We start from the raw sequence: 15,036 nt of genomic DNA on the forward strand, positions 1-15,036 counted from the left end.
CAAAGTGCCGCACGGTGGCAGCGTTTCGGCGGCGGATCACGACAGGCGTCAGGCGCCGGTCTTGATGTAGCTCTTGTAGACCCAGCCGGTCTTGCCGTTGTAGGTGATCTGGCACCACTTCTTGCAACTCATCACCTGCACCGAGGTTTTGGCTGGCACCGTGATGATGGCGGCGGCATTTTTCTTCGGGCCGCTGCGCATGGTCACGGCCCGTAGGATCCGTCCGGTGCCGGCTGCCGCGACTTTGCGTGGCTTCGCCTTGGCCTGGCTGTCGTCGCCTTCCGTCGCTGCGGGCTGCTCTGACGGCACTTGCGGTTCAACCGCGGGGATGGCGGCGGTTTTCGCGCCATCGGGATGGCTACCCGCCGGCGGAGTGGGTGCGGCAACCTTGGCAAGTTCGGTGCTGGCATCGGTATCGGCTGCCGGTTGCGCGAATGCCACCGCGGCTTTGTCCGGTGTTTGTTCAGCCTGGTTCGCCACTTGGCCGGGAGCAGGCGTACCGGCAGCGGATGCGGCCTTCGACTGCGAACCGGTCCAACGGGGATCGTTGGCTGGCAGCGCCGGTATGGTGGCTTCCGCGGTCGCCACGCTCGGTGAAACCGCGTCGGACTTGCGCGCCGGCGGCACGGCCGCCGTAGCGACTGCGGCCCCCACCGGGGCGATTTTCGTCGTTTTCACCGGAATGGTTGGAATGGTCTGCTCGGGACTCGCCGCCGCTTGCCTGTCATTGGCCGGCAATGCCAGCCACAGCGCCACCGCGGCGACGCTCAGCAGTGCGGCGGTGCCGATCGCGGCGATCACCAGATGCGAATTCGAGCGGACCTCCTGCCAGAAGGACGGCCGCATGTCATATCCGAACTGCATGGCAAAGCGCCGACGTTCCGGCGTGCCGAAACTGAAGGGCTCTCTCACTCTTGCCACCTCCATAAGCGGGCCGATGTTCTTTCGATCGAATGCCAAGAAGCTGGCGCCAGATCTGCATCAGTCCCAAGAACCAAAGCGGGCAAACCCGCAGAATTCCCCGTCAGTCACCCACAACCCGGCATCTTTATATCGGCGATTGTGGCATCACTACGCCCTCACTAGGGATTCTGCTCCTTTGGAGGGGATTCCGCAATGTGCCGTTACGGCAACAAATATTACAACAATATTACATAGATGAGAGCGATCCTGTCCGCCTGGAGCATGATCCCCAAAAGTGGCATCCGATTTTCGCTGGAGATCATGCTCCAACAAATCAGATAGAGCCCCGTCCCGATTCGATCGGGACGGAACAGGCTCTAAATCCTGTCCCGCAGCGCAAACCAGTTGAGCGCCAGGAACAGCAGTGGCGTGCGGAAGCGCCGGCCGCCGGGGAAGGGTGGGATTTTCAGATCCTCGATCAGCTTCAGCCGATCGCGGTTGCCGGCTACGGTTTCGGCATAGAGCTTGCCGAAGAAGTTCGACAGCATGACGCCGTGGCCGGAATAGCCGCCGGCCGAGATCACATTGGGCATCACTTCGCGCACGAATGGCTTTCTCGGCACCGTGATGCCGACATAGCCGCCCCAGCCATGCGTGATCTCGACATCCCTGAGCGCCGGATAGAGCTCGGCGATCTGGCGGCGGATGTGGATGTGGATATCCTTCGGATCGTTGACGCCATAAACCTCGCGTCCGCCAAACAGCAGACGCCCGTCCTTCGATCTGCGGAAATAGCGCACGACGAAGCGGGAATCGTCGACCGCCTCGCCGCCCGGCAGCACGTCTGAGTCCGCGCCCAGAGGAACGGTCGCGCCGATGAAGGAACCGATCGGCATGATGTGCGCCGCACTCACTGGCTCGAGCGTGCCGCCATAGGCATTGACCGCGATCAAGCATTTCTGCGCGGTCACCGTGCCTCCCGTTGTCGAAACCTTGACCTTGCCGCCATTGGAAATGATGCCGGTCGATGGGGTTCCCTCGAACAGCTGCGCGCCGGCTTGCGCTGCCACCCGCGCCGTGCCGATCACCAGCTTCATCGGGTGGATGTGGCCCGTGCCGGTATCGCGCGTGCCGCCGAAATAGGCGGTCGAGCCCAGCCGCTCCGCCGTCTCCCTGGCATCCATGAACGAGATATGCGGGTAGGAAAAACGGCTCGCCATGGTCTCGGCATGCGCCCTGTAGTCGTCGACGTAGCGCGGCTTGTGCGCCACCGAGAGCTGGCCCGGCATATAGTCGATGTCGATCTGGTTGGCAGCAGTGAATTCGAGGAGATGCGTCTTCGCCTCTTTCGGCGAGATCGAACAGCGCCTTGGCGCGGGAGAAGCCATACTCGGCTTCCAACTCCTCCGCCCAGGCGCGCTGGCCGGTGCCGAGCTGACCGCCATTGCGCCCCGAGGCGCCATCACCGAAGCGATACGCCTCGATCAGCACGACATTGGTCCCCGCCTTGGCCAGATGGGCTGCCGCCGACAGCCCGGTAAAGCCGCCGCCGATGATGACGACATCGCACGTCCGGTCGCCATCCAGCGCCGGGTATTCAGGTCTCGGGCCGGCTGTGTCCTCGTACCAGGAGCGGCCGGGGGAGATCGGGGATTGGTAGGGCATGAGAAGTCCTAGGGCAGTAGGGCAGTAGGGCAGTAGGGCAGTAGGTGGGGGCTATTCGGGTGACAATTTCCGGATCAGAAGCCGCAAGAGCGTTCCTACGCTCTCGCTGCGGGTCATCAATCGTTCGACCGTCTCGTGCGAGGCGATTCCGACGCGTTGCGCGATCAGCAGATGGGTCTCCAGTTCCTTAAGAGATCCCTGGGCGATCCTGAGAAATTGCTGATAGGAAGCTCGGCTTTCTCGCCCGTAACCTTCGGCAATGTTGGCGGGAACGGAGGTGGCTGCACGGCGTACCTGAGTCGTCAGTCCGTAGAGCTCATCCCTCGGCCAAGCTCTGGTTGTTTCGTAGATCGATACCGCAAGATCCATAGCTTGCTGCCAGACAATTAAATCCCTGTACGATTCAATCTTGGCCGCCATCCTTGCCCTACTGCCCTACTGCCCTACTGCCCTACTCCCTTATTCCCCTAGACGTTGAGCAGCAGATACTCCCGCTCCCACGGACTGATCACTTCCATGAACGTCTCGAATTCCGCCCGCTTGATCGCCGCATAGGTCGCGGCGAAGGACTTGCCCAGATGCGCGCAGAGTTCCTCGTCGCCCTCGAACAGATCGACGGCTTCGAGCAGGCCACGCGGCAGGTCGATCTCGTCGGCGTTGGCTGTGGTCAGGACGGGAGGCTCGGCCTTGATCTTGTTGGTGATGCCGATCAGCCCGCAGGCAAGCGACGCCGCCAGCGCCAGATAGGGGTTGGCATCGGAGGACGGGATGCGGTTTTCGACGCGCCGTGCCGCCGGGTCCGAGCGTGGCACGCGAAACGCCGTGGTGCGGTTGTCATAGCCCCATTTGTTGTTGACCGGCGCCGACGCCGCCTGTGTCAGCCGGCGGTAGGAATTGACATAGGGCGCGAACATCACCAGCGCGTTAGGCACATGCTTCTGCATGCCGCCGATGAAGTGGAAAAAATCGTCGGTTTCCGAGCCGTCGGCGGCCGAAAAGATGTTCTGTCCGGTCTTCTTGTCGATGATCGACTGATGGATATGCATGGCCGAGCCAGGCTGCCCCTGGATGGGCTTGGCCATGAAGGTGGCGTAGATCTCGTGCTTGAGTGCCGCCTCGCGAATGGTGCGCTTGAACATGAACACCTGGTCGGCCAGTTCGATCGGGTCGCCGTGGCGCAGATTGATCTCCAACTGGCCGGCGCCTTCCTCGTGGATCAGCGTATCGATCTCCAGACCCTGGCTTTCGGAGAAATGGTAGATGTCGTCGATCAGCTCGTCGAATTCGTTGACGCCGGCAATCGAATAGCCGGCGCCGCCGCCGATCGCGCGTCCCGAACGGCCGACCGGCGGTGTCAGCGGATAGTCCGGGTCGGGATTCTTGCGCACCAGGTAGAACTCGATCTCGGGCGCCACCACCGGCTTCAGGCCGAGCTTGTCATAGGCAGCCACCACACGCTTCAAAACATTGCGCGGCGTGAATTCGACCGAGCGTCCGTCCTGGTGGACGAGATCGCAGATGACCGCGGCCGTCGGGTCTTCTTCCCAGGGCACCACTGTCAGCGTCGACAGGTCCGGCATCAGTTTGAGGTCGCCGTCGTCTTCCGGGTAATGGAAGCCGTTGCCATCTTCGGGGTAGCCTCCGGAAATCGTCGTCATGAAGACTGCCGATGGCAGTGCCAGCGAGGTGTTGGAGGTGAATTTCTTCGATGGCATCATCTTGCCACGCGCGACGCCTGCCTGATCGGGCGTGATGCACTCGATGTCCTCGATGCCGCGCCATTCCAGCCAGGCGCTGACTTCCTTCCAGTTCTTGACGCCCCGTTGGTTTTTCACGAAGGCAGGCGTGCGGGCACGTCCTCCGCGGCTCGACGGACGGACTTCCTTTTTTGCAGGCGGCATCATTCACCAGATTGGGTTGCGGATTGTGGAGTATAGCCGTGCGCCCCTATGGAAGGGAAGGGGAGCCGCGTCGGGCATTGGTTGACGCGGTTGAAAATCGCGCCAATCGGCTTAGCTTCGGCGGTCCCAATTCCAATCGAGGCCCCCAATCTTAATCGAGAAATTGAATGCGGCGCGACGGCAATCTAACGACGATCGGCTTCGACGCCGACGACACCCTCTGGCAAAACGAGCAGTTCTTCCGCCTGACGGAGAAGCGCTTTGCCGCCATGCTTGCCGATCATGGCGAAGCGGAGCACATCTCCGCACGATTGCTGGAAGCTGAAAGGCGCAACCTCGCCGTCTATGGCTTCGGCATCAAGGGGTTTACCCTGTCGATGATCGAAACGGCGATCGAGGTCACGCAAGGCCGCGTGCCGGCCTCGGTCATATCGGAGATTCTCGATGCCGGCCGCGAGATGCTGAGCCATCCGATCGAGCCCCTGCCGCATGCGCGCGAGACTGTCGAGAAGCTTGCCGGCGCATTCCGCCTTGTGCTGATCACCAAGGGCGACCTCTTCGACCAGGAGCGCAAGCTGGCTAGCTCTGGCCTGGGCGACCTGTTCGATGCGGTCGAGATCGTCAGCGACAAGAATGCCGCCACCTATAGCAGGCTCTTCAACCGCCACGGCGATGGTCCGGCGAAAAGCATGATGGTCGGCAACTCGCTGAAGTCGGACGTGGTGCCGGCCATCGAGGCCGGCGGTTGGGGTGTCCATGTGCCGCATGAACTGACCTGGGTGCTGGAGCATGTCGAAGCGCCGGCTGCCGAACCGCGGTTCCGCCAGATATCCGATCTCGGACAACTGCCCGGACTGGTTGAAAGCATCATCAATCTGGGCTGATCACCGGGCCTTACCTATTTTGCGCAATTCCGGACGGAAAAACCGTTACACAATTTTCCTGCAATTACTCTAGCGGCCGATCAGGCGATCGATCACCGGTTGCAGCCGTTCGGGCGTGATCGGCTTGGCGACCACCACGTCGATGATATCGGACAGGCCCAGGCTTTCCGTCGTGCCATTCTTGGTTGAAAGCAGGATTACCGGTGGCTGCGATTTGCCGGAGGCCCGCCGCAACGCGGCGATGCTGGACATCAGGCTGTCGCAGTCCTTGTTGTCGGCGCCGCCGTCAAGGACAACCGCACCGGGAATCAGGGACCGCAAGATCCTTGCCGCCGTATCGGGAGATTCCGAAATCGGCTTGAGCCCGGATCGCTCGACGATCTTTGAAATCACGACGCGATTGATTGGCGATCTGCCGACGACAAGCACCTGCGACGGGTCACGGATCGTCTCGGTGCTTGAGTCGCGGGTCACCAGATTCGGATGTCTTGGGGGCTCGCCTTCGCGATTCACTGGGCACACAAGTCGGCCAAGAAGCTCTCCCCCATTTCAATGCAGAGTTGAATCTCAGCGCAATTGGCGTGAGATCGCTACCCGTGTCAAGTTGAAATAAAAGGACCCGAAATCATCTCCGGGAGCAGTGAATTTCAAGCAACGCTACTGTACTGAACTGTCCATGCGTGCATTTGATAAAAAGAAAATTCACCTGCGCAGGGACTGCGCAGGTGAAGGGTCGGTTGCAAGGATTTCGATCAGCCGTGGCTCTGCTGTGTGACGATCACCGGGATCAGCAGATCGCCCCAGTTGCCGTCGCCGCCGTGATGGCGTGCCGAGCGCACGAGCTCAACCGAGACGCCTGCCTCGACCGCCTTCATCACCGACTGGTTCAGGCGGTGCAGGTCGTTGGCCAGCATGCGGATCGTCGCTTGCTGGTCGACGCTCATCGTCGTGGACTGTTCCTCGGCGCGTTCCTTGACACGGCTTATCGATGCCATTGGTCTTCTCCTTGTGTTCCAAGCCCCGTTGGGCGTTTCCTCTGAATTTCTAGATCAGGATGACGTCTGGTCATCCTGATCTATCTCTTTGTTGGAGCATGATCTTTTCCGAAAACCGGTTCCCACTTTTCGGGATCATGCTCTAGATCCGCTATTCCGCGGCCGGTTTGAACTGTGCGTGCTCGGTCGATTCATGCATGGCGGTGGTCGACGACTGGCCGCCTGTGATCGCCATCGACACGGCGTCGAAATAGCCGGTGCCGACCTCGCGCTGGTGCTTGGTTGCGGTGTAGCCATTGGCCTCCGCCGCGAACTCCGCTTCCTGCAACTCGGAATAGGCCGCCATCTGCCGTGCCTTGTAGCCGCGCGCCAGTTCGAACATGCCATAGTTGAGCTGGTGGAAGCCGGCGAGCGTGATGAACTGGAACTTGTAGCCCATGGCGCCGAGCTCCTTCTGGAACCTGGCGATCGTCGCGTCGTCGAGGTTCTTCTTCCAGTTGAACGATGGCGAGCAATTGTAGGCGAGCAGCTTGTCGGGGTGATGCTTGCGCACGCCCTCGGCGAATTTCTTGGCCTGCACCAGGTCGGGCTTCGAGGTCTCGCACCAGATCAGATCCGCGAAAGGCGCATAGGCGATGGCGCGGGCGATGCAGGGCTCGATGCCGTTCCTGACGTTGTAGAAACCTTCCACCGTGCGCCCGGCGCTGTAGTCGACGAAGGGCTGGTCGCGTTCGTCGATGTCGGAGGTGAGCAGCTTGGCGGCTTCCGCATCGGTGCGCGCGACGACCAGGGTCGGCGTGCCCATCACGTCCGCCGCCAGGCGCGCGGCGTTGAGGTTGCGGATGTGCGCCGCGGTCGGGATCAGCACCTTGCCGCCGAGATGGCCGCACTTCTTCTCCGACGCCAGCTGGTCCTCGTAGTGGACGCCGGCGGCACCCGCCTCGATGAAGGCCTTCATGATCTCGAAGGCGTTGAGCGGTCCGCCGAAGCCGGCTTCCGCGTCGGCGACGATCGGCGCGAACCAGGTCTCGACCGAAAGCCCGTTGCCTTCGGACGTCTCGATCTGGTCGGCGCGCTGCAGCGTGCGGTTGATGCGCTTGACCAGTTCGGGCGCCGCATTCGCCGGATAGAGCGACTGGTCCGGATACATCGCGCCAGCCGTGTTGGCGTCGGCAGCAACCTGCCAGCCCGACAGGTAGATCGCCTTCAGCCCGGCGCGCACCTGCTGCATCGCCTGGTTGCCGGACATGGCGCCGAGCGCGTTGACGAAGTCCTCCTCGTGGATGAGCTTCCACAGCCGGTTGGCGCCCATTTCGGCAAGGCTCTGGCGGATCTGCACCGAACCGCGCAGACGCTTCACATCCGCCGCGGAATAGGGCCGTTCGATACCGTCGAAGCGACCTTCCGGCGCCGATGGGACGAGGTTGTAAAAATCAGTCATTGGTCACTCCGAAGGATTTCTGCACTGGGTCCGGGCATCCATCATCTGTGCGCCGGAATATGACTGAATTTACATTTCTCCCCAAAATGAGCCAGAAAAATCAAGGAAATCGGCTAGATATAAGGGAAAACCTGTGTTGCCTTTGACATGCGCCCGCTGTAAATCTGTCATGATTGTAAAAATCAACGCGGCGAGGTAGCCGCGAAATTGTGTAAATTCCTGTCAAGGACAGTCGATGGCTGACCAGAAGATATTCGCCGGGCCGCGCATCCGCCGCATCCGCAACGCCAAGGGCCTGACCCAGACGGCGATGGCCGAGGGCCTTGGCATCTCGCCGTCCTATCTTAACCTGATCGAGCGCAACCAGCGGCCGCTGACGGTGCAGCTGATCCTGAAGCTGGCGTCCGTCTACAAGGTCGATCCGCACGAACTGCAGGGCGAGGCAAGGGGATCTGTCGCCGCCTTGAAGGAGGTGTTCACCGATCCTCTGCTGGTCGGCGAGCTGCCGGGCGATCAGGAACTGATCGAGCTTGCCGAGGCGGCGCCCAACGCATCCGCGGCGGTGATAAAACTGTTCCGCGCCTATCGCGAGCAGGCCGAGCGGCTGTCCGATCTCAACGAGCTTTTGGCGCGCGAAGGTCGCGCAACGGCGCTTTCAGGTGCCCGCCTGCCGATCGACGAGGTGCACGAGATTTTCGAGCGTCGGCCGAACCATTTCGCAGCCCTCGAGGAGGAGGCCGCGGCGTTCACCTCGGTGCTCGATCCCGGCGACGATCTGTTCGGCGCGCTGAAGGCCTGGCTGAAGCGCGAATACGGCATCGTGGTCAAGGTGCTGCCGGTCGCCACCATGCCGAACTGGCGCCGCCGTTATGATCGCCACTCGCAGCGCCTGTTCTTGTCCGAACGCCTGTCGCCGTTCGACCAACTGCGCGAAGTCGCGATGGAGGCTTGTCTGATCCGCATGACGGTCGCGGTCGCCGGCGAGATCCAGGCGCTCAAACTCACCACCGACGAGGCACGCCGGCTGGCCCGGTTCGAACTTGGCCGCTATGCGGCGCATGCGCTGATGATGCCTTACCAGGCCTTTCACGCGGCTGCTGTGCGCGCCCGCTATGACATCGACGTCCTGCGTTCGCGTTTCGGTGTCTCCTTCGAACAGGCGGCGAACCGGCTGACCATGCTGCAACGGCAGGGTGCCTCAGGCGTGCCGTTCTTCATGCTGGAGGTCGACAATGCCGGCAACCGCTTCCGCAAGGCCGGCAGCCAGGGCTTTCCCCAAAGCCGCTTCGGCGGCGGCTGTCCCAAACTGCCCGTGCATGTTGCCTTCACCCAGCCCGGCCAGGTCTTCGTCGAGGCGGTGGAGATGCCGGACGGCGCCGAGTTCCTGTGCATCGCCCGCACGCTGGAAGGACCGCAAGGCGCGTTCTCGGAACGCCCGCGCCGCACCGCGCTGCTGCTCGGTTGCGACATCGGCTTTCGTGACGACATCATTTACGGCGCGGCACTGCCCGGCGTGGTTACCTCCGCAAAGGCCGGGGCCGGTACCGTCGCGGCGACGCCGGTCGGGCCAGCCTGCCGGCTTTGCGAACGCGTCGGCTGTCTGGCGCGCGCCGAACCGCCGGTGACGCGTCCGCTTGGCCTCGACGAGATGGTGACGGGCTTGAGCGCCTTCGATTTCCAGTGACGCCGAGGCAAGGTGCCACAATTGTCGCCGGTCGCTGGCTCACCCCGGGCCTGCATCTTTGCGTTACGCGAACAGAGCATCTTTTCGTCGTCTCCTGCGCATCGTCCCGTCCACAAAAGCCCGACAGTCGCGCCTATGACCGACACCGCATCATCGCCAATCGTCGTATCGCCGGCCGTGTCGCGGCGCGAGGAACGCGTCGGCATGCTTTTGGTGTTCCTGTCGGCGCTGATGTGGAGTTTCGGCGGCACCATCGCCCGCTTCATCGCCGTCGACGACAGCTGGACAGTTATCTTCTGGCGCTCCATCTGGGCAGCCGCCTTTTTGATCTGCTTCATGGTCTGGCGCGACGGCTGGCGCGGCACGCTGAGATTGTTCCGCGACATGGGCCTGCCCGGCCTTGCCGTCGGGATCTGCTTCGCCACCGCGTCGACCGCCTTCGTCGTGGCGCTTGCCTACACCACCGTCGCCAACATCCTGTTGATGCAGGCCGGCGTGCCGCTGCTGGCGGCGCTGTTTGCCTGGGCGTTGTTTCGCGAAAGGGTTGGTATCGCGACCTGGGTGGCGATTGCCGCCGTCATCGCCGGCGTCGCCATCATGGTGTCGGAATCGCTTGATGGCGCCGTTTCGCCGATAGGCGACGGGCTGGCGCTGTTGATCGCGGTCATGTTCTCGATCGCTACCGTCATCACCCGGCGGTTCTCCAGCGTACGCATGACGCCGGCGACCTGCCTCGGCACCATGCTTGCGGCCGGCTTTGCCGCCTCGCAGGCATCGATATTCGCTGTATCGGTCAGTGACATGGGGTTTCTCTTCGCGTTCGGCGTGGTCAATCTCGGCATTGGTCTCGCCTTCTTCGCCACCGGCGCACGGCTGATCCCGGCGGCCATCGCGGCGCTGCTCGGCACGTTCGAGCCGATCCTCGGTCCGATATGGGTCTGGCTCATCCATTCCGAGGTGCCGTCGGCGCGCACCATCATCGGCGGCGCGGTGGTGGTCACGGCGCTGCTCGTCCATATCGGGCTCGAGTTCAAGCGCCAGACACGGCCCGAGCGTGCTGGGGTCACCGGGGTGCCATCGCCTAATTGAGGCGGCGCGCAGCTTTGCCATTGACAACTTCGTAGCCACGCGGGCAGGCTGGGAATACGGCAACAACAAGACAGGCGTATCTTGCCAAGTCTCCCCCCCGGTCAGATAGAGACCGGACCACATCGTCGTATCTTTGCCCGCGCCACGGCGAAAGCCTCTGACGATAGCGGCACGCCTCCCAGGCCGCAGAAGCACAGAACCACCACCTGCCGCTCACCAAACCATCGCCATGGTGTCGGCAGTTCGCGCTTGTCGCCCTCTGGAAAGCTCAATAGGCTGAAACAAATGCACGGTCGCGCGGGATCCGCGACGAGCCGGCGAAGGAACACTCACCAAAGGAGAATAGCATGATCCGCAAAGCGCTCTGGCTTTCGGCAACCTCGGCATTTCTGGCGCTTTTCACCGTCGGCGGTCACGCCGAAGACCGTGTCGTCAACGTCTTCAACTGGTCGGACTATATCGACAGTTCGATTATCGACGATTTCACCAAGGAAACCGGCATCAAGGTCGTCTACGACACCTTCGATTCCAACGAAATCCTTGAAACCAAGCTGCTTGCCGGCGGCAGCGGCTATGACGTCGTCGTGCCCAGCGGCAATTTTCTCGCGCGCCAGATCCAGGCCGGGGTGTTCCAGAAGCTCGACAAGTCGAAGCTGCCGAACATTTCCAACATGTGGGACACGGTTTCGGAGCGAACCGCCAAGTATGACCCCGGCAACGAATACTCGGTCAACTACATGTGGGGCACGGTTGGCATCGGCTACAACATCAAGAAGGTGCAGGCGGCACTCGGCACCGACAAGATCGACAGCTGGGATGTCTTCTTCAATCCCGACAGCCTGGCCAAGTTGAAGGACTGCGGCGTCTATGTGCTGGACTCGCCGGCCGACATCATCCCGGCGGCGTTGAAATATCTCGGCCTCGACCCGAACAGCACGTCGCCAGACGATATCGCCAAGGCCGAGGAGACGTTGCTCAAGATCAGGCCTTATATCAGGAAGTTCCACTCCTCCGAATACATCAACGCGCTGGCCAACGGAGATATCTGCCTGGCGGTCGGCTGGTCGGGTGACGTGTTCCAGGCCCGCAATCGCGCGGTCGAGGCCAAGCAGGGCGTCGAGATCGGCTATTCCGTGCCGAAGGAGGGCGCTCAGATGTGGTTCGACCAGATGGCGATCCCTGCCGACGCGCCGCATGTCGCGGAGGCGCTCGAGTTCATCAATTACATGATGAAGCCGGAAGTTATCGCCAAGTCGTCGAACTACGTGCTCTACGCAAACGGCAACAAGGCTTCGCAGCAATTCGTCGACAAGGCCCTGTTGGATGATCTTTCGGTTTATCCGGATGCCGAGACGATACAGAAGCTCTACACCGTCTCGCCATACGATCCCAAGACCCAGCGCGTCATCACGCGCACCTGGACCAAGATCGTTACGGGCCAGTAAGCAATCGACATGGTCCCGGCAGCCACCTGCCGGGACCATTCTTTTCTGGGGCAAGAAGCAGGAATCAGGACGGAGTGGGACATGAAATCGCTTGGCAGCATCCGCAGGGATTTTGCGCCGTGGAACGACCCGAACGCCAAGCCATATATCCAGTTCGACAACGTCACCAAGAAGTTCGGTGACTTCACCGCCGTCAACAATCTGTCGCTGACCATCTTCGAGCGCGAGTTCTTCGCTCTGCTCGGCGCCTCTGGTTGCGGAAAATCGACGCTGCTCAGGATGCTCGCCGGCTTCGAGGAGCCGACAGCCGGGCGCATCCTGCTCGATGGCCAGGATCTGCGCGGCATCCCGCCCTACCGGCGGCCGGTCAACATGATGTTCCAGTCCTATGCGCTGTTCCCGCACATGACGGTCGAGAACAACATTGCCTTCGGCCTCAAGCAGGACGGCATGCCGAAGCCCGAGATCGCGTCGCGCGTTGCCGAGATGCTGAAGCTGGTCAAGCTCGAGCAGTTCGCCAAGCGCAAGCCGCATCAGCTGTCCGGTGGCCAACGCCAACGCGTTGCGCTCGCCCGCTCGGTCGCCAAGCGGCCGAAGGTGCTGCTGCTCGACGAGCCGCTCGGCGCATTGGACAAGAAACTGCGCGAGGAAACGCAGTTCGAACTGATGGACTTGCAGCAGAACCTCGGTCTGACCTTCGTCGTCGTCACCCACGACCAGGAGGAGGCGATGACGATGGCAGATCGCATCGCCATCATCGACAAGGGCGAGGTGATGCAGGTGGCAACGCCGGCCGAAGTCTACGAGGCGCCGGGGTCGCGCTTCGTCGCCGGTTTCGTCGGCAATGTGAACATGTTCGAGGGCAAGGTCGCGCGTGGCGAGGCCGGCAGCGCCAGCATCGATGCCGGCAATGGCATCACCATCCGCACCGACAATGCCGGCACCGCCAGTGCCGGGACGGCCGTCACCTTCGCCATCAGGCCGGAAAAGATCAAGGTGTCGTCGAAGAAGCCGGCCGAGGCGGTCAACGCCATAGAGGGCGAGGTCTACGACATCGCCTATCTCGGCGACATGACCGTCTATCATGTCAGGCTGGACGACGGCCAGGTGGTGCGCGCGAGCACCATGAACGCGGCCCGCATCACCGAGGATCCGTTGAGCTGGAACGACCGCGCCTGGGTTTCCTTCCGGCCCGACGCCGGCGTCGTGCTGACGCGGTAGGGGGCGACATGTCGAGCGCCGCCGTCACCACCGAATCAGCCTCTCCGGCAACCGATGCCGGCAAATCCCTCCTCGCCAGGCTGGGCGCTGCCTTCTTTGGCCGCCTGGTCATCATCATCCCCTATGTCTGGCTGCTGTTCTTCTTCCTCATTCCCTTCGTCATCGTCTTCAAGATTTCATTGTCGCAGACGGCGATCGCCATTCCGCCCTATACGCCGGCACTCGATTTCAGCGGCGGTATTTCCGGGTTTGTTGCCCAGCTGAAACAACTCAGTCTCGACAACTACACCTGGCTGACGCAGGACGCGCTCTACTTCAACGCCTATGTGACCAGCGTCATCATCGCCGCGATCTCGACGGTCCTGACATTGCTCGTCGGCTACCCGATCGCCTACGGCATGGCGCGCGCGCCAGCGACGATCCGCCCGACCTTGCTGATGCTGGTGATCCTGCCGTTCTGGACTTCGTTCCTGATCCGCGTCTACGCCTGGATCGGCATTCTCAAGCCCGAGGGGCTGCTCAATCAGCTGCTGCTCGCCACCGGCGTCATCCACGAGCCGCTGATCATCCTCAACACCTATACGGCGATCTTCATCGGTATCGTCTATTCCTACCTGCCGTTCATGGTGCTGCCGCTCTATTCCGCTCTCGAGAAGATGGATTATTCGCTGATCGAGGCGGCCAAGGATCTCGGCTGTCCACCGACCAGCGCGTTCTGGAAGATCACCTTCCCGCTGTCGCTGCCCGGCGTCATCGCCGGCTGTCTGCTGGTGTTCATTCCGGCCGTCGGCGAATTCGTCATTCCCGATCTGCTCGGCGGATCGCAGACGCTGATGATCGGCAAGACGCTGTGGAACGAGTTCTTCGCCAACCGCGACTGGCCGGTATCGTCGGCCGTGGCCGTCATCCTGCTGTTGCTGCTGATCGTGCCGATCATGCTCTTCCAGCGGGCTCAGGCGCGCGCTCAGGAAATGGACAGGTGACCTCATGAACACCACCTGGAGCCGCTTCAACATCACCTCGATCGTGCTTGGCTTTGCCTTTCTCTATTTGCCGATCGTGCTGCTCATCGTCTTCTCCTTCAACGAGTCGAAACTGGTCACTGTCTGGGGCGGTTTCTCGACCAAATGGTACGTCTCGCTGTTCCACAACCAGGGCCTCATGGACGCGACCTGGGTGACGGCGCGTGTTGGCCTGATCTCGGCCACCGTTGCGACGGTGCTGGGCACTCTGGCCGCACTCACTTTGACCCGCTACACGCGCTTCAAGGGCAGGGTGCTGTTTTCAGGCATGGTCTTTGCGCCGCTGGTCATGCCGGAAGTCATCACCGGCCTGTCGCTGCTGCTGCTCTTCGTCGCGGTCGGCCTCGACCGCGGCTTCCTCACCGTGACGCTCGCCCACATCACGCTGACCATGTGCTTCGTCGCTGTCGTCGTGCAGTCGCGCCTCATCACCTTCGACCGCTCGCTGGAAGAAGCAGCGATGGATCTGGGCGCAACGCCGGTGAAGACCTTTTTCCAGATCACGCTGCCGGTCATCATGCCGGCCATTGTCTCCGGCTGGATGCTGGCCTTCACTCTGTCGCTCGACGATCTGGTCATCGCCAGCTTCACCTCGGGGCCGGGCGCCACGACGCTGCCGATGAAGATCTACAGCCAGGTTCGCCTCGGCGTGACGCCGGAGATCAACGCTGCCTGCACCATCCTGATTGCCGTTGTGGCGATTGGCGTCGTCATCGCCTCGCTAGCCAACAAGCGGCGTGAGGTGCAGCGCCAACTCGACGAGCAGGCCGCACAACGGGGCTGAGC

14 protein-coding genes and 1 pseudogene are annotated in these 15,036 nt (G+C 62.0%); 7 read left to right on the plus strand and 8 right to left on the minus strand.

What is annotated here, in order from left to right; translation table 11 throughout:
• Positions 1-48: 48 nt before the first annotated feature.
• The 5 genes and pseudogenes from ACZ89F_RS04215 to ACZ89F_RS04235 all read right to left on the minus strand — a co-directional run bounded on the left by ACZ89F_RS04215 (position 49) and on the right by ACZ89F_RS04235 (position 4,472).
• Positions 49-912 (minus strand): SH3 domain-containing protein, encoded by an 864-nt coding sequence (locus ACZ89F_RS04215; protein ID WP_476090538.1) that lies wholly within the window; start codon positions 910-912, stop codon positions 49-51.
• A 368-nt stretch (positions 913-1,280) separates the two neighbouring features.
• Positions 1,281-2,291 carry an NAD(P)/FAD-dependent oxidoreductase gene (locus tag ACZ89F_RS04220; protein ID WP_476090539.1) on the minus strand — a complete coding sequence of 337 codons (1,011 nt, stop codon included), beginning with the start codon at positions 2,289-2,291 and terminating at the stop codon, positions 1,281-1,283.
• Positions 2,176-2,568: pseudogene (locus ACZ89F_RS04225) on the minus strand (NAD(P)/FAD-dependent oxidoreductase); the annotation flags it as partial. The gene ACZ89F_RS04220 and the pseudogene ACZ89F_RS04225, both read right to left, overlap by 116 nt.
• Before the next feature lie 51 nt (positions 2,569-2,619).
• A complete protein-coding gene (locus ACZ89F_RS04230) occupies positions 2,620-2,988 on the minus strand; it encodes a four helix bundle protein (protein ID WP_476090540.1) in 369 nt (122 codons plus the stop codon).
• Between the two features lie 47 nt (positions 2,989-3,035).
• Positions 3,036-4,472 (minus strand): glutamine synthetase family protein, encoded by a 1,437-nt coding sequence (locus ACZ89F_RS04235; protein ID WP_027035719.1) that lies wholly within the window; start codon positions 4,470-4,472, stop codon positions 3,036-3,038.
• A gap of 164 nt (positions 4,473-4,636) precedes the next feature.
• On the opposite strand from ACZ89F_RS04235, the gene ACZ89F_RS04240 reads away from it, so the two are divergent.
• Positions 4,637-5,353 carry an HAD family hydrolase gene (locus ACZ89F_RS04240; RefSeq protein WP_476090541.1) on the plus strand — a complete coding sequence of 239 codons (717 nt, stop codon included), beginning with the start codon at positions 4,637-4,639 and terminating at the stop codon, positions 5,351-5,353.
• A gap of 69 nt (positions 5,354-5,422) precedes the next feature.
• Here the strand turns inward: ACZ89F_RS04240 and ACZ89F_RS04245 are convergent, their stop codons facing one another.
• From ACZ89F_RS04245 to aceA, 3 genes are all read right to left on the minus strand, one after another.
• A complete protein-coding gene (locus ACZ89F_RS04245; RefSeq protein ID WP_476090542.1) occupies positions 5,423-5,827 on the minus strand; it encodes a response regulator in 405 nt (134 codons plus the stop codon).
• Positions 5,828-6,105: 278 nt separating this feature from the next.
• Entirely contained in the window at positions 6,106-6,348 is a 243-nt protein-coding gene (locus tag ACZ89F_RS04250; RefSeq protein ID WP_006202762.1) for an SMc00767 family acetate metabolism repressor, read from the minus strand.
• Positions 6,349-6,499: 151 nt separating this feature from the next.
• Complete coding sequence (gene aceA / locus ACZ89F_RS04255) at positions 6,500-7,789, minus strand: isocitrate lyase (protein WP_476090543.1); 1,290 nt, start codon at positions 7,787-7,789, stop codon at positions 6,500-6,502.
• A 235-nt stretch (positions 7,790-8,024) separates the two neighbouring features.
• Between aceA and ACZ89F_RS04260 the strand changes: the two genes are divergently transcribed.
• The 6 genes from ACZ89F_RS04260 to ACZ89F_RS04285 all read left to right on the plus strand — a co-directional run bounded on the left by ACZ89F_RS04260 (position 8,025) and on the right by ACZ89F_RS04285 (position 15,034).
• Entirely contained in the window at positions 8,025-9,473 is a 1,449-nt protein-coding gene (locus tag ACZ89F_RS04260; protein ID WP_476090544.1) for a helix-turn-helix domain-containing protein, read from the plus strand.
• 135 nt (positions 9,474-9,608) lie between these two features.
• A complete protein-coding gene (locus ACZ89F_RS04265) occupies positions 9,609-10,562 on the plus strand; it encodes a DMT family transporter (RefSeq protein WP_476090545.1) in 954 nt (317 codons plus the stop codon).
• A gap of 347 nt (positions 10,563-10,909) precedes the next feature.
• Entirely contained in the window at positions 10,910-12,007 is a 1,098-nt protein-coding gene (locus ACZ89F_RS04270; RefSeq protein WP_476090546.1) for a polyamine ABC transporter substrate-binding protein, read from the plus strand.
• An 81-nt stretch (positions 12,008-12,088) separates the two neighbouring features.
• Positions 12,089-13,228 carry an ABC transporter ATP-binding protein gene (locus ACZ89F_RS04275; protein ID WP_476090547.1) on the plus strand — a complete coding sequence of 380 codons (1,140 nt, stop codon included), beginning with the start codon at positions 12,089-12,091 and terminating at the stop codon, positions 13,226-13,228.
• A gap of 8 nt (positions 13,229-13,236) precedes the next feature.
• A complete protein-coding gene (locus ACZ89F_RS04280) occupies positions 13,237-14,211 on the plus strand; it encodes an ABC transporter permease subunit (RefSeq protein ID WP_476090548.1) in 975 nt (324 codons plus the stop codon).
• Positions 14,212-14,215: 4 nt separating this feature from the next.
• Positions 14,216-15,034 carry an ABC transporter permease gene (locus ACZ89F_RS04285; protein WP_476090549.1) on the plus strand — a complete coding sequence of 273 codons (819 nt, stop codon included), beginning with the start codon at positions 14,216-14,218 and terminating at the stop codon, positions 15,032-15,034.
• Positions 15,035-15,036: the final 2 nt, after the last annotated feature.

It is taken from the genome of Mesorhizobium sp. USDA 3734, from assembly GCF_056279665.1.